Origin of the sequence: Vibrio sp. SG41-7 (genome assembly GCF_014164465.1) — a bacterium.
Classification (GTDB): Bacteria; Pseudomonadota; Gammaproteobacteria; order Enterobacterales; family Vibrionaceae; genus Vibrio; species Vibrio splendidus.
The window spans coordinates 17,349-38,080 of sequence record NZ_JACJFF010000048.1; the positions used below are offsets into that span (position 1 = coordinate 17,349).

Here is a 20,732-nt window from a genome sequence, read left to right on the forward strand (position 1 = left end):
TTAAACCGAGAATGGGTACTTAATCGCTTCGTGGCATTCGTAGCCTTCAACCCAGAAGTCATCCATCGTCACCCACGTTTCCAAATCTTCTAGAGACTTAATCTCAGGATTGATATGGAATGTTGGCCCCGCTAAAGGCTCACGCTTCAACTGGATATCACGCATAGGTGCGAGTTGATCTTCGTAGATATGAGCATTAACCAGCTTATGGTAAGCCACACCCGCTTTCTTGCCCGTGATTTGCGCCATGATTGCTAGGAACACATACACTTGAACCATGTTGAAGTTCAGGCCTAGAGGGACATCACAAGAGCGCTGAGTACTGTTTAGGTACAAAGTGTCACCAAGTAGAGAGAAGTGGTGGCTGTACATACACGGACGCAAACAACCCATGTGGAACTCACCTGGGTTATAGAAGTTTAAGATCTCGCCGCGGTCATCAATGCCGTTTGTTAGATCATCAACAATCTTCTTCAGTTGGTCGATATGACCGCCGTCAGGTTTTGCCCATGCACGTCCTTGAACGCCATAAACACGGCCCATGTCGTCTTCACCCTTGCGGTAAGGGTTATTTAGCCATGCTTCATTCAGGTTAGAATTCGCATCCCAAGTTTTAGTCCCTAGCTTACGAAAATCTTCAGCATTGTCGTAACCACGGATATAGCCAAGCAGCTCAGCAACTGCGGCTTTCCAAAAGCTTTTACGTGTTGTTACCAGTGGGAATTGGTTATTACCTACATCATATTCAAGGTCAGCATTGATTACGGTTAGGCAGCGCTTGCCTGTGCGTTCATTTTCAATCCAAGTACCGTCATTAACGATACGCTGACAGAGATCTAAATACTGTTTCACACCAATTCCTTACTTCGTTTGTTGTGGTAATTCATCTTTGTAGTGACCACGCTTGTATGCCCAAACCATCATCAGCACACCGATGATAACCATTGGCAGTGACAAAATTTGTCCCATAGAGATAAATCCACCGAACAAACCTAGCTGAGCATCAGGTTCACGTACGTATTCAACTAGGAAGCGGAATGTACCATATCCTGCTAGGAATAACCCTGATACAGAACCAAGAGGACGAGGCTTTTTGATGAACCAGTTCAAGATGAAGAACAGTACAATACCTTCAAGCGCCATTTCATAAAGCTGAGATGGGTGACGAGGGAGTGGACCACCGTTAGGGAATACAATCGCCCATGGCACATCAGTCACACGACCCCATAGCTCACTGTTCATGAAGTTGCCCATGCGGCCCATACCTAAACCAAATGGAACCAATGGTGCAATCATGTCAGCGACACCAAAAAAGGTTCGACCGTTCTTTTTGGCATACCAAAGCATCGCGGTGATCACACCAAGCAAACCACCGTGGAAAGACATACCGCCAGTCCATACCTTAAATAGGTAGAGTGGATCATCAATGAAAAGGCCAAAGTTGTAGAAAAGTACATAGCCAATACGACCACCAAGCACCACGCCGAGAAAGCCAGCAAACAGTAGGTCTGATACTTGCTCTCGAGTCCAACCACTACCGGGTTGATCAGCTCGGCGATTTGCTAACCAAAGAGCAAACATAAAACCGACAAGGTACATTAGGCCGTACCAACGAACTGAGATTGGTCCTAGTTCAATAAGAACAGGATCGATATTTGGGAATTCGATAAAACCCTGAGACATACTTGGCTCTCTATCTAAAATTGAATAACGGTTAACTCAACAGCTAACAGAAAAGACACTACAGCAGCATAGTGGCTGCTATAAACATTAAAAATACCGCAAAGAATTTCTTCAGCACGGGGGTTGGCAATTGAGTGGCCAGTTTAGCGCCAACTCGTGTGGTTAGTACTGAGGTACAAGATATCGCTATCAAAGCCGGTAGATAAACATAACCCAAGCTATACGCCGGAAGATCATCGACAGAAGAGCCATGCCAAATAAAGCCTAGCATTCCCGAAATCGCGATAACACAACCACATACAGAGGATGAGCCTACAGCTTTACGCATTTCCACACCGTGATGGTTAAGGAAAGGCACAGATAAAGAACCACCACCAATACCAGCCAAGCTTGAAACCAAACCAATACCGCCACCACATAACATGGTCTTAGCTGAACCCGGCATCGACTTTTGACTCTTAGAGCGGATCGACAACAACATCTGCAACGCCAATACCAAGACAATCACACCAAAGACTTTTGGCAGATATTGAGCAGGAATAACGTCGGCGACAAAAGAACCTAGGAAACCACCAATCACCACACCAGGCATCAACCACTTAACGACAAAAAGTTCCACATTACCCAATTTTAAATGGTTAATTGCAGACGATCCCGAGGTAACAATAATGGTTGATAACGAGGTTGCCAATGCCATTTGCATCGCAAACTCTTGAGGAATACCCGCTTTAGGAAGCAAAAATAGCAAGGCAGGAACGACCAGCAAACCACCGCCAATGCCTAGCAAGCCCGCTAAAACACCAACAATAGCACCAAGGCCCGCTAACAAGCCTATCAGTTCATATGACACGTTAAATCCTATTTTTTACCTGCTCGAATGAAGCCTGTAAATTCACGCTCTTCGAAATAGTTCAGCATCATACTATAGATGTCACTACCATATGGTTTTGAAAGCGCTCTATTTGCCAAATCCTGTAATTCACTCAAGTTAGATTGGCGAATCAAATATTTAGTCCTCGCGACATTCGAGGTATTCATACTTAACGTCTCATACCCCAACCCAATCAGTAACAACGCGCCCATAGGATCACCGGCTAGCTCGCCACAAATACACACAGGTAATTGATGTTGCTTACAAGTATCATGAATTTGTTTTAATGCCATGATCACCGCAGGGTGCATTGATTCATAGACATCGGATACTCGTGAATTGTTCCGATCAACCGCTAATAAATATTGAGTTAAGTCGTTGGTACCGACTGAAACAAAGTCGACCTTATCAGCAATCAGCGGCAGTATGTAAAGCATTGATTGCACTTCAATCATGATACCAACGCGAGGCATGCGCACTCGGTTATCAAGCTCATGCACTTCGTCATACGCTTGTTCAATAAGTTGTAGCGCGTCATCCAGTTCCTGCGCACCAGAGATCATCGGCAGCAAAATACTCAAGTTATGGCTTTCACAGCTCGCACGTAGCATGGCACGTAACTGAATAATAAAGATGTCAGGATGATCGAGCGTAAAACGAATACCACGCCAGCCAAGGAATGGGTTGTCCTCTTCGATAGGGAAATAAGGTAAGGCCTTATCGCCACCGATATCGAGTGTACGCATCACCACTTGCTTCTCAGGGTAGCTCGCGAGTACAGAACGGTATTGCTTGAATTGTTCGTCCTCTGACGGAAACCTCTGCTGCAACAAGAAAGAAATTTCGGTTCGATAGAGACCTACCCCATCAACGCCTTGGTTGATAGCGATATTGGTGTCGGCACTCAAGCCCGCATTAAGCAGGATCTCGACTTGCTGGTTGTCTTGCGTTTTTGCTGGTAAGTATAGTTCTCGATTGACCATCGAAGAGAGCTCACTCTCTTCTAGAATCAGCCCTTGATATTCTTTGAGCAGGTTTTGAGTCGGCTCAATAAAGATCTCGCCACTATACCCGTCAACAATCGCTTGCTTACCATTCGCTTGAGCAAGATTTAGGTTAACCCCCATAACAGAAGGAATACCCAAAGCTCGAGATAAAATCGCGGCATGTGAGTTCGCCGCCCCTTCCAAAGAAATAACCGCTAATAGTTTTTCTTTGGGAATAGAGGCCAATACCGAAGCCGTTAACTCTCGAACCACCAAAATAATTGGCTTATCTAACGTGCGAAGTTCATGTTCAGAATTGTGAAGGAAATAGAGCAATCTTTGACCAAGCTCTCGGATGTCTTGTGCCCTCTCACGAAGGTACACGTCTGACATACGAGCAAAGCGATTCGAGTAGCTCTCAACAACCTGCCTTAATGCCCAATCGGCCTTATCGCCTTTCTGGATTTGGCTCTTAAGATCCTTACGTAACATTGGATCGTTGAGTAAGTGAGTAAACAGATCAAAGATCGCCAACGCGTCTTTATTGATTTCACTGTCTAGGCGCTTTCGCATTCGCTTAAAGTCATTGAGAGCATTTTCGACGGCGACCGCCAGCATTTCATGCTCTCTTTCAACATTAAGCGTCGATGCTGGATAAACATCGGTGAGTTCAGGCTGAGTGTTGTCCCACCATAAATCACCAATCGCAACGCCCGATGAAGCTGCAATACCTTTAATCTTAGGTAGCTTCTGTTGCTCTAAAAGCCAATGGCCTTGAGTTTGAGCGTGCGCCACAATGACCGCAAGTTGTGCTGAGAGAGTGACAAGGAAAGATTCTTCCATCTCACTGAATAAACGAGGAGACTTCTGTTGAATGACCAATACGCCAAGCACTTGCTTGCGATGGATAATCGGAGTGCCGAGAAAAGAGTGATAAACCTTTTCTCCAAGCTCTGGAAAAAACTTATAAGCAGGGTGAGCAGACGCTTGTGCAAGGTTGATAGGTTCAGCACTTCTTTTAACAAGACCAACCAGACCTTCGTCAAAACCAATGTGAATGCTATTGCCTTTGAAGATCAGGCCTTGAGTTGCCATCAACTCAAGACGCTGCATATCATTATTTGCCAAATACACGGTGCAACATTCCGTCTGCATCGCACTGCATGTCTCTTTAACCAAAATATCAAGAGCCGTCGACACATCTTCAACTCTTGATACGTGTTCAACTATTTCCCTTAGTTGACTGAGCATGCTTAACCTCTACGCAATTTGCGTTTTCCTTTTGTTTTTCGCTCTTTAAACGGCATTGCTAAAGATGCGAATTCTTTCATCGCTCGACGGTAAACATCTCGCTTGAAAGAAACAACTTGTCGAACTGGGTACCAGTAACTCACCCAACGCCAACCATCAAACTCAGGTGTACTTCCACGCTGCATATTGATCTGCGATTCATCGCAATCTAAGCGTAAAAGGAACCACTTCTGTTTTTGTCCAATACAGACAGGTTTAGAATCCCACCGAACCAGTCGTTTGGGCAGCTTATAGCGTAACCAATGACGACTTGTCGCGACGATCTTTACATCCTTTTTAGTAAGGCCAACCTCTTCATACAACTCGCGGTACATTGCCTGTTCCGGAGTTTCACCTTCATCTATTCCCCCTTGAGGGAATTGCCATGAATGTTGCCCGTATCGTTTAGCCCAGAAGACCTGACCATGGTTGTTACAGATTACAATACCAACATTTAATCGGTAACCATCGCCATCTATCACTGGCCAACCTCTATCTAAATTTTTAATTACTCTGATTTTTCCACATATCCCCAATCGGAGCAAACTTAGTGACGTGACAAGCGCTATATTTATGAATATTAACTAAGAATATGGATAAGTTTTGCTCAAATTCTAGTTACCCACACAATAGTGAGACATAGACCACATTTATTCACCTTTTCTGTGAATAACTATGTGAAGAATTACCCGCAATCGTTTTTTTTAATCCATAGATTCATCAACACCAAAAACACCAAGTCGAACAAATATAATTTATTCCATTAAAAATCAATAAATTAAAATTAATTTTTCATTTTCAAAAACATTAGAAAAGTAAAAGATCTTTCAAAAACAGAACATGGTTAAAGATCAACCACTCCGATGTTTATCCACACTAGTAAGTGAAAGATTCATTTTGAACCCCATTTGGCAAGCATTTAATACACCATAAACCCCTGTTTATTTATCCACTAAATTAATATTTCAATTAATTACCTTTATGTCCTGTGGATAACCATGAGTTTGATCCCTTTCCTAACAAGGAGATCATTTCTTAACCAGTCGTCATATGGTGATAACTTCTGGTAAAATCATTTTTTTGATCATGCCTTTTATTATGAAACCAGAACCACAAACACAACAAGAGCTGCTAGACAGAGCGTATGCTATCGCCGGAATGACCTTTAAAGAGCTCGCCGATGAAGCTGAGATGGTGATGCCAAACGACCTCAAGCGTGATAAAGGCTGGGTTGGACAGCTATTGGAATGGCACTTGGGTGCGCCCGCTGGCAGCAAACCAGAACAAGATTTTGCCAAACTCGGTATCGAGCTTAAAAGCATCCCGATTGGCTACTCTGGAAAGCCACTCGAAACCACCTTTGTTTGTGTCGCTCCATTGATGGGCGTGCAAGGCATAACTTGGGAAACCAGTCACGTTCGAAACAAGCTGTCTAAAGTGTTGTGGATCCCTGTTGAGGGAGAAAGAGAGATCCCGCTGGCAGAAAGGCATGTTGGCTCCCCATTACTCTGGACACCAAGCCTAGCTGAAAACGAACTCCTGAAAAGAGATTGGGAAGAGCTGATGGAGTTGATCGTGTTGGGTAATGTTGAGCAGATAACAGCAAGACACGGTGAAGCACTGCATTTACGACCAAAAGCGGCCAACAGTCGCGTGTTAACAGAAGCTTACGGTGCAAGTGGAAAACCTATCAAGACTAAGCCACGTGGTTTCTATCTACGGACTCAATTCACCCATAAATTGCTGACAACCCATTATGCATAGAGCTTTTATCTAGCATAGATGGACCAAACTATCAGTATGTTACAAACCGCCTGTAACTAGAATCAATCTCTAGCTACAAACGCTCTCTAATGAGGTTTGAGCGCCAGTTCAATATCACAGTAGCTTTGGCTTGGCTCATTACCAAACTCGTCATAGGCGTTGTGTAAGCGAAGATACGCCTTTTCAAAACCGAGCCGGAGCAACTCTTCTTTCACTTGATCCAAGGATCCAAAGTGAAGCGGCTCACCGTCTTGCTTTACCGGTTCTAGCTTGTGTTTATATTCCACTGCTAATAGATATTCCGAGATATCGGAACAGCCAATAACGTATACCTTCGGTGTTTGATAAGAGTCTTTGTGCTCTCCATGTAACCACATGTCTAATTGATGCTTTTGCATAGCCAGCCTCCCTTGCTCTATAAAGAGTAGTAGAACTCTTTTTCTTTACTAGATAACGACTTAAAAAAGCACACATAACGGCTTAAAAAAGCAAAAAAGAGAAGCAAGTGCTTCTCTTTTTTGGCCAGTTTTAGTTCAAAAGCTTGCACTTTCGACGCCACAACTATCGCTGATATTTATCTTAAGGGGTGAAAGGCGCTATCACCCCACAAGATTACGTCGGTATTCGCGCGCTTAAGACTCGACGAAGATGACGAACTCGACGTTCAATCGTAACGACTTCAGGTTCAGAAAAACCAATTGGTCGACCATCGGCTTCAAGGCCAATATCTCTCAATAAATGAGTATTGTTCCATGGTAGGTCGTATGAACTACGACGAACTTTTCGTTGCCATTCACGTTCTTCACGACGAAGGTCTGCACGGATAAGGACTGTTGCTAGTTTTAAGTATACTGAGTGACGCATAATAACTCTCCAGTTGTAAAATAAACTGAGGAAAAATAGCGTATTAGATAGTATGAGGGCTTCTCACTTAGCTGCTATTTTTCCGCAGCCAAATAAGGGTACGGATCTATTAGTTAGGTTTATCTTGGGTGTTTCGATCGGCCATGGCTGATGTTTGTGACATAACTGTCACCATGTCAGTACACGGATCAAACGACGCGCAAATATGCTGTATAAAATCGAAATGTTTCATTTGCGCCTCCAAACTAACTAAAAAATCCAAAAAGAAATGAGATAATAAAAGCAAATAAGTCTTTGTTAAACCGTTGCTTTCACGGATAAAGTCTAACCAAGTGAGTATATTATTCAACCGATAATTGATTAACAATTTCAAAACAAATGATTCACCCAAAATATCAGTTGCATATCACTTTATATATAACATATTCACTATGATTATATAAAATCACAGAACATCTATCTTAAAGACCGAGCCTCCAATAGCTCAATCTGTCAGCAGTCAGTCAACGATCAACAAAAAGTTGTAGCAATGGATATAAAAAAACCACGCATCATGCGTGGCTCTTAGATTTACACTAACTGGATAGAATCAATGAATAGAGAGCTCTAAACAACACCTTCAGAAATCAGGCTATGTTTATTCAGCAATCGGTACATGGTTGCACGCGAAACTCCAAGCTCCTTAGCGGCCAACGATACTTGACCACCATAAGATTCTAGAACAATCAGCAACGCATCTCGCTCTGAACGCTCACGGATACTTTTGAGACTGCGGCGCTCATCATTCTGTTTTGGTAAATCCAGTTGTTGATCGTCAATGATCACCGCATCCGACATCAGCACGACACGCTTAATTTGATTCATCAGCTCACGCACATTACCCGGCCAGTGATAACGATTCATCGAGCGGATAGCATCGTCTGAAAAGCTCTTCGCTTGAGCATTAAACTCTTTTGAATACTCACGTAGAAAATGATTAGCCAATACTGAAATATCACTCACTCGCTCTTTTAAGCTCGGAACGTGAATACGCAGAACATTGATGTAATGATAAAGCTCTTCATTGAAGTCGCCCTCGATCAATGCCTTTTCGATATCAGAAGAGTTCGCGGCCAGAATACGCACATCGACAGGCTTAGGACCATCCGCAGTTTCAATTTTACCTTCTTGTAAGAAACGCAGCAGGTTCAACTGCTGATTACGTGGCATCGCCAATACATCATTGAGTAAAATGGTTCCGCCATCGGCTTCTTCCAACAGACAAGGTGCTGCAGCGGGCTGTGCAGAGATACCAAATACCTCGGCCTCTATTCTCATTTCAGACAAGGCACGACAATTGACCGTTAAAAATGGCTTTTGCGCTCGCGAAGAGTTTTGATGAATTGAGCGTGCAACCGTCTCTTTTCCTGCTCCACTCTCTCCGTAAATCAGGATACTGACATCTGTCGGCCCAATGCGCTTTACTTGGTCTCTCAAACGCTTCACAGCCACAGAGTCGCCAAGCAAACCCATATTGTTGTTGATGCCGTAGTTTGGCCATACTTTCTGCTCAAGCTTGAGCATACCCAGTTGGTGACCAATGGTACTCAATAACTGGGCATCTGGGATTGGCGCCGTGAAAAAGTCGATACAGAAGTTCACGATAAATTGGCAAATGGTATCAGAGCTCAATTGCGATTCACGAATAAAGGCGAGCCATCTTACTTGCTTGTTGTTGCTCACGAGATTAGCGATACCGTTAAGGCTAAACTCATCATGACTAAGATCCACAATGCCAATGCATGGGCCAATGTCAGCAATCAAGGCATCGGCTTTTCGTAAATCTGCACACTGGGTACATTGCCAACCCACTTGCTCTAACACTGATAACCAGGGTTCGTACGCACCACCAACGACGATAAGAGAACCTGGTAAGGAATCCATCTTAAATTGAGTTCCCATCCTTCTTCCTTATTCTATTTTTATTTAAATCAAGCTAATACGAGTCACTGCTTCATCGTTCGACAAAATGCCACGAGATCGTATTCAGCGCAGGACGTATAGTAGTGAGACTATCTTAGATTTTATGTCTCAATAGTAAGACTATGTCAGAAATAATGGTTTTTCGAATCAAGAGTGCGGTACAGGCTAGGTTTTGCAGCCTAAAAACAGAAAAAGCCACCCGAAGGTGGCTTTTTAATCAGATGGGCTGTTACATCCCATAAGCGAGTATTACGCTTGTGGACGCATTGCCGGAAACAAGATCACGTCACGGATTGTGTGCGTATTTGTAAATAGCATCGCTAGACGATCAATACCAATACCTTGACCCGCTGTTGGCGGTAAGCCGTGCTCTAGTGCAGTAATGTAGTCTGCATCGTAGTACATCGCTTCGTCATCACCCGCGTCTTTTGCGTTAACTTGCGCTTTAAAACGCTCATCTTGGTCTTGTGCATCGTTAAGCTCAGAGAAACCATTCGCTACTTCACGGCCACCGATGAAGAACTCAAAGCGGTCGGTGAAGAATGGGTTGCTGTCGCTACGACGAGCCAATGGAGAGATGTCCGCTGGGTAACCCGTGATGAATGTTGGTTGAATTAGCTGAGGCTCAGCCGTTTCACCAAAGATCTCTTCAAGAAGCTGACCACAAGTCCAGAATTTCTCAACGTACAGACCTACTTCTTCTGCAATTTTAACCATCAATTCTCTGTTCTGAAGATCGTCTTCAGTTAGAGCTTGGATGTTTGCATTTTCAGGTGTGTAGTGTTTGATTGCATCGAACATGCTCATGCGAGCGTAAGTGCCACCGAACTCAACTGTTTCGTCACCGTAAGGCATAGAAGTAGAACCAAGAACGTCCATCGCTGCTGTGCTTAGCATCTCTTCCGTTAGATCCATTAGATCTTTGTAGTCAGAGTACGCTTGGTAGAATTCCATCATTGTGAATTCTGGGTTGTGACGTGGAGAAAGACCTTCGTTACGGAAGTTACGGTTGATCTCGAATACACGGTCAAAACCACCAACCACTAGACGCTTAAGGTAAAGCTCAGGTGCAACACGTAGGTACATGTCGATGTCTAATGCGTTGTGATGAGTGATGAATGGACGTGCTGTAGCACCGCCTGGGATCACGTGCATCATTGGCGTTTCAACTTCTAGGTAGCCTTTTGAGCTCATGAAGTTACGGATTGAAGACACAAGCTTAGAACGCACGATGAATGTGTTACGAGAGTCTTCGTTCACGATTAGGTCAACGTAACGCTGACGGTAACGCATCTCTTGGTCAGTTAGACCGTGGAACTTCTCTGGTAGAGGACGAAGTGCTTTAGTTAGCAGTTCAAACTCTTCCATGTTCACGTAAAGGTCACCTTTACCAGATTTGTGAAGCGCACCTTTAACACCGATGATGTCACCGATATCTAGGCCTTGGTACTTCTCTTTCAGTACTTTTTGTACGTCTTTCGCTGCGTATGCTTGGATACGACCAGAAGTTTCTTGAATCGCAAGGAATGGACCACGCTTCGCCATAACACGACCAGCGATCGCAACGATGTGGTTAAGCTCTTCTAGCTCTTCCTTAGTCTTCTCACCGAATTCCGCTTGAAGATCGCCAGCTAGGTGCTCGCGACGGAAATCATTTGGGTGACCGTTCGCTTTGCAGTTCAAGCGGATGTGATCCAGCTTGCTACGGCGTTCAGCGATTAGTTTGTTCTCTTCAGGTGAAGAAGCTTCTTGTGCGTTTTCGTTTTGAACAGCATCAGTCATTAGAGATGTACCTTGCTTTTATAATTTGGACAGCTATATTTTTGAAAATATAGGCATTTTTACCAATATTATTGGTAAAGCTTAAGAGTTGGTAAAGCTTACAGACCTGATTTCAGGCTAGCTTCAATAAACTTGTCTAAGTCACCGTCAAGAACCGCTTGAGTATTGCGATTTTCGATGCCGGTGCGCAAATCTTTGATACGAGAATCATCCAGTACGTAAGAGCGGATTTGACTGCCCCAACCGATGTCTGATTTCGTTTCTTCGCTCGCTTGTTTTTCAGCATTTTGTTTTTGAATCTCAAGTTCAAAAAGCTTAGCACGTAGCTGCTTCATCGCTTGGTCTTTGTTCTTATGCTGCGAACGGTCATTCTGACATTGAACCACGGTGTTGGTTGGAACGTGAGTAATACGTACCGCCGATTCCGTGGTGTTTACGTGTTGACCACCAGCACCAGAGGCACGGTATACGTCAATACGTAAGTCAGAAGGATTAATATCGATCGTAATGTTGTCATCAATCTCTGGGTAAATAAACGCAGATGCAAATGAAGTATGACGACGGCCACTTGAATCAAATGGTGACTTACGAACTAGACGGTGAACACCTGTCTCTGTACGTAACCAACCATAAGCGTATTCACCAGAAATACGTACCGTTGCGCCTTTAAGGCCAGCAACATCACCATCAGACACTTCGATAACTTCAGTCTTGAAGCCTTTCGAATCTGCCCAACGTAAGTACATACGCAACATCATTGAAGTCCAATCTTGAGCTTCTGTACCGCCCGAGCCTGACTGTAAATCGATGTAGCAATCTGATGCGTCGTGATCGCCAGCAAACATACGACGGAATTCCAGTTTTTCTAGCTTAGCTTCTAGCTCTGCCAGTTCTGGTTCGATTTCGTCAAACGTTTCTTGGTCTTCTTCTTCAACCGCAAGCTCTAATAGACCCTCAACATCCTCAACACCTTGGTCAAGTTGGTCGATCGTTTCTACTACTGCTTCCAATGCAGAACGTTCTTTACCTAGCGCTTGAGCACGCTCAGGTTCGTTCCATACATCCGGTTGTTCTAATTCTGCGTTTACTTCTTCTAGACGCTCTTTTCTAGCGTCATAGTCAAAGATACCCCCTCAGGATATTTGTGCGTTCAGACACATCCTGCAGACGGTTTTTAATAGGATTGATTTCAAACATTTTAGCTCATCATTTATGAGTAGAATTTAACCGAAGAATTGTACTCAAAAGTGTGACGGAGATACAGAATTTTTTAGAGCGGAAAGCCAAGATTCAACAACTTAATGGAATATAAAATTGACAGACAGAAAAAACACGTGAAATTTGTAAGGGAAAGAAAGAAAACAAGCCCTGTTTTTGAACAGAGCTTGTTGAATTTGGGGCTAAATGATGAACATCATTCAGTGAACGATAACGCTATTTGGCTTCAACTATTTGGCTTCAATATGGTCAACCATCAACTGCAACGATTGGTTGCCACGAAACTCGTTGATATCAAGCTTAAATGCAAGGTGAACCGTTTTCACGGACGCATCTGGCCAACGACGTAAATCAACATTGAAAGCAATACCATCAATCATCACATTGGTTGGGTGGCCTTTGTATAGAGGTTCTAGCATCAATTTAAGGTGTTTTTCACCTACCAGTTTTTGATGCAGCACTTTAAACTCACCATCAAAGATGGGTTCTGGGAAAGCTTGGCCCCACGGACCACCTGAACGCAACGTCTCAGCGGTGTGCATTGAGAACTCTTCAGGTAACAGCTCACCATCAGACAAGATTATGCCCTTAAGTGCCGTCTCACCGAGTTCTTTACGCACAACGTCATCAAACATCTTGCTGAATCGCTCGAAGTCTTTTTCCATAATGGTTAAGCCGGCAGCCATTGCGTGACCACCAAACTTCAAGATCAAGCCAGGGTTTTGAGTATCGATTCTGTCTAGCGCATCGCGCATGTGCAAACCTGGAATCGAACGACATGAACCCTTGATACTGCCTTCACCACCATCAGCAAATGCGATCACTGGGCGGTGATATTTGTCTTTGATACGCGAAGCGAGAATACCGATTACGCCTTGGTGCCAATCACGTTGAAACAGCGCCAAACCAGAAGGCAAATCGTCTTTACCAAATTCAAGGCGCTCACAAAAAGCCATCGCTTCTTGTTTCATGCCCTCTTCGATCTCTTTACGTGTTTGGTTCAAGCCATCTAACTCGCTGGCCATTCGACGCGCGGCATGGATGTTGTTACTCATTAGCAGCTCAACACCAAAAGACATGTCATCCAATCGGCCAGCCGCATTGATACGTGGACCAAGCGCAAAACCAAAATCGGAGGCAACCAATCGCTTAGCATCTCGCTTAGCAATTTCAATCAAGGCTTGAATACCCGGACGAGCTTTGCCCGCACGAATGCGTTGTAGCCCTTGGTGCACCAAGATTCGGTTATTTTCATCAAGTGGAACCACATCCGCAACAGTACCCAGTGCCACTAGGTCAATCAGTTCCATCAACTTGGGCTCTGTCATACCGTGTTGAGCAAACCAACCCAACTTACGCATGTGAACACACAACGCCATCATCAGATAAAAGGCGACACCAACACCCGCTAGCGCTTTTGAAGGAAATGCGCAGCTTTCTAGGTTCGGATTGACCATCGCATCGGCGATTGGCAGTTCATTGCCTGGCAAGTGATGATCGGTAACCAGCACATCAAGGCCTTGCTCTTTAGCGAAACGGACACCGTCAATCGAAGAGACACCGTTGTCCACGGTCATGATCACTTCAGCACCAAGTTCGATCGCCTGTTCGACAACCTCAGGGCTCAAGCCATAACCATCTTCAAAACGGTTGGGTACTAGATAATCAACGTTAGAGCTGCCCAACATACGCAGAGCAAGCACAGACAACGCCGAACTGGTTGCGCCATCGGCATCAAAATCACCAACAATGATGATGCGTTTTTGCTGCTGAATGGCTTTGAACAACAATTCAACCGCAGCATCAATGCCGCCCAGTTTTTGATAAGAGTGCAAGCCTTTCGCTGCTGTCTCTAGTTGGTCGGCACTGTCGATTCCGCGACTCACATAAATGCGCTTTAACAAGTCAGGTAAGTGAGCAGGTAAGACTGAAGTGTCGACCTCAGGACGGCGTTGGATCTCTATCATATAAAAATGGGCCTGATATTAATCAGGCCACTCCTTAAATCAAAAACATGAGGGATAAATTGGCAATACAGAAACGATATTATTGCTCTAAACGTTGAAGAAGTTGTGCTGGCGGTAAGTAACCACTCACCAACTCACCACTTGCTAGCACGATAGCAGGTGTGCCATTGATGCCAAGCTCACGACCTAGTTGGTATTGTTTAGCGATGATCTGTTTCTGCTCTGCTAGGTCTTTACCAGACGCTGGCATTTGACGGTTTACTTTAGCATCGTGCATGGCTGTTTTTGGATCATCTGAAGCCCAGATTGCTGCCATTTGATCGGCAACTTGTCCTGTTGCACCTTGGCGTGGGTAAGCCATGTAACGAACGGTAATACCTAGATCGTTATAGCCTTGCATTTGGCTGTGCAGACGAACACAGTAACCACAGGTAATGTCAGTAAATACCGTCACAACGTACTTTTCGTTATCGGCTTTATATTCGATAACTGTATCCGACATCGCCGCGACCTTTTCAGCATTAAGTGGAGCTTGACGCTCAGCCAGAACGTCACTGAATTTGCCGTTATCATCCAGAGAGTAAAGAGTGCCGGCTAGAAAGTGATCGCCCTCTGGAGAAGAAAAGATAATGCCACTGTTAGTTTGAATTTCTAATAGGCCATCGATGTCTGAAGGAACGATCTTCTCTACCTTGATACCGATTTTTTCAAAACGCTTAGTTAACGCTGCTGTATCAATAGCTTGAGCTGGAGCAACTTCTACGGCTGTTGATGTTTGTTCTACTTTCGCTTCTGATGCATTACATGCAGTAATCATGAGAGGAAGCACTAATAGAGGAAGACGGCGTAATACGCTCATTAAGTTCACCTTAAAAATAAATGGATTTAAGCACGTGGGTGATGCTGCGCGTGAATTTGCTTCAGTCTTTCGGTCGCCACGTGAGTATAAATTTGGGTTGTCGATAAGTCACTATGCCCAAGCAACATCTGTACGACCCTGAGATCTGCGCCATAGTTCAGTAAATGAGTCGCAAAAGCGTGTCTTAATACGTGTGGTGACAATAGCTCTGTATCTATACCAGCAACAACCGAGTAATGCTTAATACGATACCAGAACGTCTGACGGGTCATTTGCTTGGCGCGTTTACTCGGAAAAACCACATCAGAACTGTTTTCGCCGAGCAGTTGTGGCCGACCTTGTTCAATAAAAGTCTCAATCCAGTCCACGGCATTTTCGCCCATTGGCACCAAGCGCTCTTTACCGCCTTTACCAATAACACGCACCACGCCTTGTCTTAGGCTGATATTTTCCATCGTCAAACTGACTAACTCGGTCACACGAAGACCAGTTGCATATAATAACTCAAGCATCGCTTTATCGCGAAGTTCAATAGGGTCATTGGGATCAGGAGCCTCTAGCAGTGCATTAACTTGCTCTTCACTCAAATCTTTTGGCAAGCGCTGTGGCAGCTTAGGGCTAATCAACAATGCACTCGGGTCATCGCCTCTCACTTTCTCGCGGTGCAAGTATTGGAACAAGCGACGAATCGCCGACAACATGCGAGCGCGGGAAGTCTGCTTAAAATCGGCGTCGGCTAACCAGCCTTGATAATCCTGTAACCCTGAAAGGCTTATAAAGTCGAGGCGGTAATTGTTCTTTTCCATCCACGTTAGAAGCTTGGACAAGTCGGTACGGTATGAGACAAGCGTATTCTCCGATAACCCCCTCTCCATCCACATAGCATCTAAAAACTGCTCAACGAGACCGTGGTCTGCGCTCTGCCCTTGAGGCGACTGCATAGTGTTACTCACAATATTGGAAACTGTTTTGAGAGTATGTCAGAGCAAATATGAATGCCATAAAAATTACGACTTGAGCGGATAATCGCTGCAATCGAAGTCGATTTATGGTTAGAATTCGCCATCTGAAATTAAAATCGAACGTTTGCTATGAAAATTGGATTATTTTACGGCTCAACCACCTGCTATACCGAAATGGCAGCAGAGAAAATTCGCGGCATTATTGGTGAAGACTTAGTTGATATCCATAACGTGAAAGAAACCCCTCTTTCTTTTATGGCGGACTACGACCTTTTACTGCTTGGTATCTCAACGTGGGATTTCGGTGAAATTCAAGAAGACTGGAATGAGTTGTGGGAAGACATCGCAACAACGCCAATGAAAGGTAAGGTGGTTGCTCTGTTTGGTCTAGGTGACCAAGAGGGCTACGGTGAATGGTTCCTAGATGCGATGGGTCTATTGCATGATGAATTGAAAACCGCAGGCGCTGAGTTTGTCGGCTTCTGGCCAAACGATGACAGCTACGAATTCGAAGCATCTAAAGCATTAACAGAAGACAAGTCTCAGTTTGTTGGTTTGGCTCTCGATGAAGATTCACAGTACGAACTCAGCGACGAACGTATCGCAACTTGGGTTGAACAAGTCCTCGTCGAGTACAGCGAAAAGCTATAAGTTCTGCTTCCTTAGAGTTCAGAGCTAAGAACTAAGAGCTAAGAACTACGAGCTAAGGCTAAGGGCTAAAAGCTTCAGGCAGAAAGAACATCATCGATTAGATACAAAAAGGCCTCCTTACTGCGAAGTAATGAGGCCTTTTCTATTTCATCTCGAAGGACAATTTAATCTCAACGGAAGATTAAACGGTCTCTTCAGCCATCTCTTGTTCTGTTGCTTTACCAACAAAGAACATGCAGATGATTGCTGCAGCAGTTGGAAGTAACCAACCCATACCGATCTCGAACAATGGCAGCATCTTAAGTGCAGACACATCGACACCCGCTACTTTAGCGCCATCAATAAGAGCGAACAGTAGAGACACTAATACAACCACACGGTAAGCGGCTTTTGGATTAGGGAAACGGCTACGCAAGAATGTCAGTGCGACTAGAGCGATAGCGACTGGGTACAGTGCAAACAGTACTGGAACTGACAGAGAAATCAGTTGAGAAAGTCCAACGTTCGCTACGGTTGCACAAGCTACACCGTTGATGATTACCCAAGTCTTGTAAGACAAAGGCGTTAGCGAGCTGAAGTAATCAGAACATGCTGAAACAAGACCAATCGCCGTTGTTAGACATGCCAGTAATACGATCACTGAAAGCACTAGCTGACCTGATGGGCCAAACAGTGATTGAACGTAAAGGCTTAAGATAGCGCCGCCATTGTCCGCACCCGCTGCGACTGTTGCGCTTGTTGCACCCAAGAAGAACAAAGAGATGTAAACAAACGCTAGACCAGCCGCGGCAATACAACCTGCGCTGATAAGGTACTTAGTCGTCGCTGCACGATCAGTAATGCCCTTGCTGCGAATCGCATCAACAATCAGCATACCAAACATCAACGAAGCAAACGTATCCATGGTGTTGTAGCCTTCAAGGAAACCTTTGGTCAGTGGCTGAGTAATGTACTCACCGTGAGCCGCAAGAATGTCGCCTTGTGGGTTAACGAACACAGCAACTGCCAGTACAACCAAACCAACAAATAGTGCAGGTGTCAGTACCTTGCCAATTACGTCGATAAGCTTACCTTGCGACCATGAGAAGAACATCGCTACCACAAAAAATGCAATCGAAAAAAGAGTGAGGTGAGCTTGAGAGGCATCGATGAAGAACGGTTTCACCGCCATCTCATAAGCAACAAGGCCGGTACGTGGCGCAGCAAATGCAGGGCCTATGATGATAAAGATCAGCACAGCCATGATAGTTGCAGCTCGCTTTGGAAGATCTTTGGTTAGATGACCCCAAGAGCCACCAGCCACTGCAACTGCGACGATAGTGATTAACGGCAGACCAACGGCGGTCAGCAGGAAACCAGACATCGCTGGAAGAAAGTGGTCACCAGCTAATTGGCCAGCAAGAGGTGGGAAGATGATGTTACCCGCACCTAAGAAAAACGCAAAAAGCATAAAGCCCAATGCCATTATATCTGTTAGTTTTAGACTCTGTTTCACAGATAATCCTTAATTATATTTATGAATTTATGTTGTGCTTACGTGAATGTTACAGCTAGAAGCTGCCAATCAATCTATAAAATAGTCGCGCATAATGACGAAACACTTGGCTAGCTGCAAGTCACCACAAAAAAACACCATATAAATTTGCATTTGAGAACCAAAAGCAGTGGATTCCACTAGATATGGAAATATTGCCATAATTATAAACTAACCATAATTAACAACAATGAATTCTCAAATAGAACATTGAGCCATACAATTAATTAACATTAGAGCTAATCACTTAAAATATATCGATATCCAGAACATTCATGAAAGACAAAAAAACCGAAACCAAAAGCTTCAATTTCAAAAAATTCTCTATTTACGGAGGACAAAGTGGCATGCCCGTCAGTACCGATGGCGTGTTACTTGGCGCGTGGGTAAGCCTGCCACAAAGATCATGTGTACTCGATATTGGAACAGGAACAGGTCTGTTGGCCTTGATGGCTGCGCAGCGTTTTGAGGATGCTTCAATCTCTGCGATAGATATTGATCAGCACGCCATTGATGCTGCCACAGTCAATATTGAGCAGTCTCCTTGGCAAGATCGCATCTCCCTTCATCATGGCAGCGTGTTAACCACGGATTTCTCGCAACGATTTGATGCAATAATTTGTAATCCGCCCTACTTCAACTCTGGAGAGCAGGCACAGCAAAGCCAAAGAGCCACCGCGAGGCACACCAATAGCTTGGATCACCTTGAGCTTGCTCAGCGTTGTTTCGAGATAACGACGGATGCCGCCACAGCCAGTTTTATACTGCCGACGACCGAGGGAGAAGGCTTCATCAAGCTTGCCCAACAATGTGGTTGGTACCTAGCAAAGCGCCTTGATGTGAAAACAACAGACAGAAAGCCGGCAATTCGAGTCCTGTTTGAATTGTCTAAAGATCCTGTTTGTGAGCAAGATTTGCAGCGTGAATCGCTTACGATCCATCACGATGGCGGTTATAGCGAGGCATTTATTGCCCTTACTAAAGATTTTTATCTCAAGATGTAGCAAATACCATGTGATCCTAATCACTAATGCTTCTATAATGTCCGACTACTCTTTTTTATCGTCTGCTTTTTGAGGCAGAAACATTTATTGCTTGTGGAGAAACAACAGTGATCAGAACCTTTGCAGAACTCGATCTAAACCAAGAGCTGCTTAAAGCAATTGACGAAATGGGCTACGAACGCCCAACACAGGTACAAGCTGAAGCAATCCCACAAGCGTTAGATGGAAGAGACGTTTTGGCTTCTGCGCCAACAGGTACTGGTAAAACAGCATCATTTGTATTGCCAGCACTGCAATACCTACTGGATTTCCCACGTAAGAAATCTGGCCCTGCACGTATGCTTATCCTAACGCCAACGCGTGAACTAGCAATGCAGATCACCGAACAAGCACGTGAGCTTGCTAAATACACCAGCCTGAACATCTTTACGATCACGGGCGGTGTGATGTACCAAGAGCACGCAGATATCTTAAGCACAACTCAAGATATCGTAGTCGCAACACCTGGTCGTTTAATGGAATACATTGAAGGCGAGCGTTTTGACTGCCGTGCAATTGAATGGTTAGTTCTGGATGAAGCAGACCGTATGCTAGACATGGGCTTTGGTCCTGTTGTTGACCGTCTATCTGCAGAGTGTCGCTGGCGTAAACAAACTTTACTGTTCTCAGCAACGCTAGAAGGTAAAGGTATTGAAGGTTTCACTGAAGATCTTCTGAAAAACCCAGCAGAGATCGATGCTAAATCATCACTGCGTGAACGTAAGAAGATCACTCAATGGTATCACCGCGCCGATTCAGCTAAGCACAAGCTTAATATCCTAAAACATATCATCACAGAGCAAGCTGAACGCAGCATCATCTTCTTGAAGACGCGTGATCGCCTAGGTGAGCTACGAGCTCAACTAGAAAGTGCACAGATTCCATGTGTGTGGATTCAAGGTGAAATGCCTCAAGATCGTCGTAACAACGCGATTTCTCGTTTCCGCGATGGTTCTATCAACGTACTGCTGGCAACTGACGTCGCAGCTCGTGGTATCGATCTTCCTGATGTGAGCCACGTTATTAACTACGACATGCCGCGTACAGCAGATGTCTACCTTCACCGTATCGGCCGTACGGCTCGTGCAGGTAAGAAAGGTAACGCGGTTTCTATCATTGAAGCGCACGATCAGCTAATGATTGAACGTGTGGCTCGTTACACTGAAGATGCGATCAAAGAACGCTTCATCGAAGGCATGCGCCCTACGCATAAGAAAGCCGCGGTAACGAAGAAGAAGAAACCGAAGAAAGAAGACAAGAAAGCGGTCGCGAAGCAAAAAATTGCTAAGAAAAAGA

Annotated in this window: 18 protein-coding genes; 4 read left to right on the forward strand and 14 right to left on the reverse strand. The window is 44.6% G+C overall.

Features of this window, described 5'->3' with window-relative positions; genetic code table 11:
* The 5 genes from H5300_RS14000 to rppH are packed head-to-tail and all read right to left on the reverse strand — an operon-like array spanning position 1 to position 5,312.
* Complete coding sequence (locus tag H5300_RS14000) at positions 1–852, reverse strand: thymidylate synthase (protein WP_009848438.1); 852 nt, start codon at positions 850–852, stop codon at positions 1–3.
* A 9-nt stretch (positions 853–861) separates the two neighbouring features.
* Positions 862–1,683: a prolipoprotein diacylglyceryl transferase gene (lgt, locus tag H5300_RS14005; protein ID WP_004735021.1), complete on the reverse strand. Its 822-nt coding sequence runs from the start codon at positions 1,681–1,683 to the stop codon at positions 862–864.
* A gap of 58 nt (positions 1,684–1,741) precedes the next feature.
* Positions 1,742–2,533 (reverse strand): sulfite exporter TauE/SafE family protein, encoded by a 792-nt coding sequence (locus H5300_RS14010; protein ID WP_004735020.1) that lies wholly within the window; start codon positions 2,531–2,533, stop codon positions 1,742–1,744.
* An 8-nt stretch (positions 2,534–2,541) separates the two neighbouring features.
* A complete protein-coding gene (gene ptsP / locus H5300_RS14015) occupies positions 2,542–4,791 on the reverse strand; it encodes a phosphoenolpyruvate--protein phosphotransferase (protein WP_182796211.1) in 2,250 nt (749 codons plus the stop codon).
* A gap of 2 nt (positions 4,792–4,793) precedes the next feature.
* Entirely contained in the window at positions 4,794–5,312 is a 519-nt protein-coding gene (gene rppH, locus H5300_RS14020) for an RNA pyrophosphohydrolase (protein WP_004735018.1), read from the reverse strand.
* A gap of 616 nt (positions 5,313–5,928) precedes the next feature.
* On the opposite strand from rppH, the gene mutH reads away from it, so the two are divergent.
* Positions 5,929–6,594: a DNA mismatch repair endonuclease MutH gene (gene mutH, locus H5300_RS14025; protein ID WP_086027492.1), complete on the forward strand. Its 666-nt coding sequence runs from the start codon at positions 5,929–5,931 to the stop codon at positions 6,592–6,594.
* 86 nt (positions 6,595–6,680) lie between these two features.
* Here the strand turns inward: mutH and H5300_RS14030 are convergent, their stop codons facing one another.
* The 8 genes from H5300_RS14030 to xerD form a co-directional block, all read right to left on the reverse strand.
* Entirely contained in the window at positions 6,681–6,992 is a 312-nt protein-coding gene (locus H5300_RS14030; RefSeq protein WP_004735016.1) for a DUF6482 family protein, read from the reverse strand.
* A gap of 214 nt (positions 6,993–7,206) precedes the next feature.
* The gene (locus H5300_RS14035; RefSeq protein WP_004735015.1) at positions 7,207–7,458 is read right to left on the reverse strand and encodes a hypothetical protein; all 252 of its coding nucleotides are present in this window, start codon (positions 7,456–7,458) and stop codon (positions 7,207–7,209) included.
* Between the two features lie 606 nt (positions 7,459–8,064).
* On the reverse strand, positions 8,065–9,399 hold the full coding sequence (gene vpsR / locus H5300_RS14040) for a cyclic-di-GMP-binding transcriptional regulator VpsR (protein ID WP_004735014.1): 1,335 nt from the start codon (positions 9,397–9,399) through the stop codon (positions 8,065–8,067).
* Positions 9,400–9,669: 270 nt separating this feature from the next.
* Positions 9,670–11,202, reverse strand: a complete 1,533-nt coding sequence (gene lysS, locus H5300_RS14045) for a lysine--tRNA ligase (protein ID WP_004735013.1) — start codon at positions 11,200–11,202, stop codon at positions 9,670–9,672.
* A 98-nt stretch (positions 11,203–11,300) separates the two neighbouring features.
* A protein-coding gene (gene prfB, locus H5300_RS14050; RefSeq protein WP_099426155.1) for a peptide chain release factor 2 occupies positions 11,301–12,399 on the reverse strand; the annotation gives its coding sequence in 2 pieces (ribosomal slippage) (positions 11,301–12,323 and positions 12,325–12,399; 1,098 coding nt in all).
* A gap of 251 nt (positions 12,400–12,650) precedes the next feature.
* Positions 12,651–14,387: a single-stranded-DNA-specific exonuclease RecJ gene (recJ, locus tag H5300_RS14055; protein ID WP_004735011.1), complete on the reverse strand. Its 1,737-nt coding sequence runs from the start codon at positions 14,385–14,387 to the stop codon at positions 12,651–12,653.
* Positions 14,388–14,466: 79 nt separating this feature from the next.
* Positions 14,467–15,246, reverse strand: coding sequence for a thioredoxin fold domain-containing protein (locus tag H5300_RS14060; protein WP_017077716.1), 780 nt, complete (start codon positions 15,244–15,246; stop codon positions 14,467–14,469).
* A gap of 26 nt (positions 15,247–15,272) precedes the next feature.
* Entirely contained in the window at positions 15,273–16,187 is a 915-nt protein-coding gene (gene xerD, locus H5300_RS14065) for a site-specific tyrosine recombinase XerD (protein ID WP_004735009.1), read from the reverse strand.
* Positions 16,188–16,337: 150 nt separating this feature from the next.
* Here xerD and fldB point away from each other — a divergent pair, with 150 nt between their 5' ends.
* Positions 16,338–16,859, forward strand: a complete 522-nt coding sequence (gene fldB / locus H5300_RS14070; RefSeq protein WP_004735008.1) for a flavodoxin FldB — start codon at positions 16,338–16,340, stop codon at positions 16,857–16,859.
* Between the two features lie 181 nt (positions 16,860–17,040).
* Here fldB and brnQ read toward each other — a convergent pair whose 3' ends face one another.
* Positions 17,041–18,354 (reverse strand): branched-chain amino acid transport system II carrier protein, encoded by a 1,314-nt coding sequence (brnQ, locus tag H5300_RS14075; protein WP_017077715.1) that lies wholly within the window; start codon positions 18,352–18,354, stop codon positions 17,041–17,043.
* A gap of 314 nt (positions 18,355–18,668) precedes the next feature.
* On the opposite strand from brnQ, the gene H5300_RS14080 reads away from it, so the two are divergent.
* Positions 18,669–19,397 carry a tRNA1(Val) (adenine(37)-N6)-methyltransferase gene (locus H5300_RS14080; protein ID WP_004735006.1) on the forward strand — a complete coding sequence of 243 codons (729 nt, stop codon included), beginning with the start codon at positions 18,669–18,671 and terminating at the stop codon, positions 19,395–19,397.
* 107 nt (positions 19,398–19,504) lie between these two features.
* Positions 19,505–20,732: ATP-dependent RNA helicase SrmB (srmB, locus tag H5300_RS14085; RefSeq protein ID WP_182796212.1), on the forward strand; the 1,228-nt coding region annotated here is incomplete at its 3' end.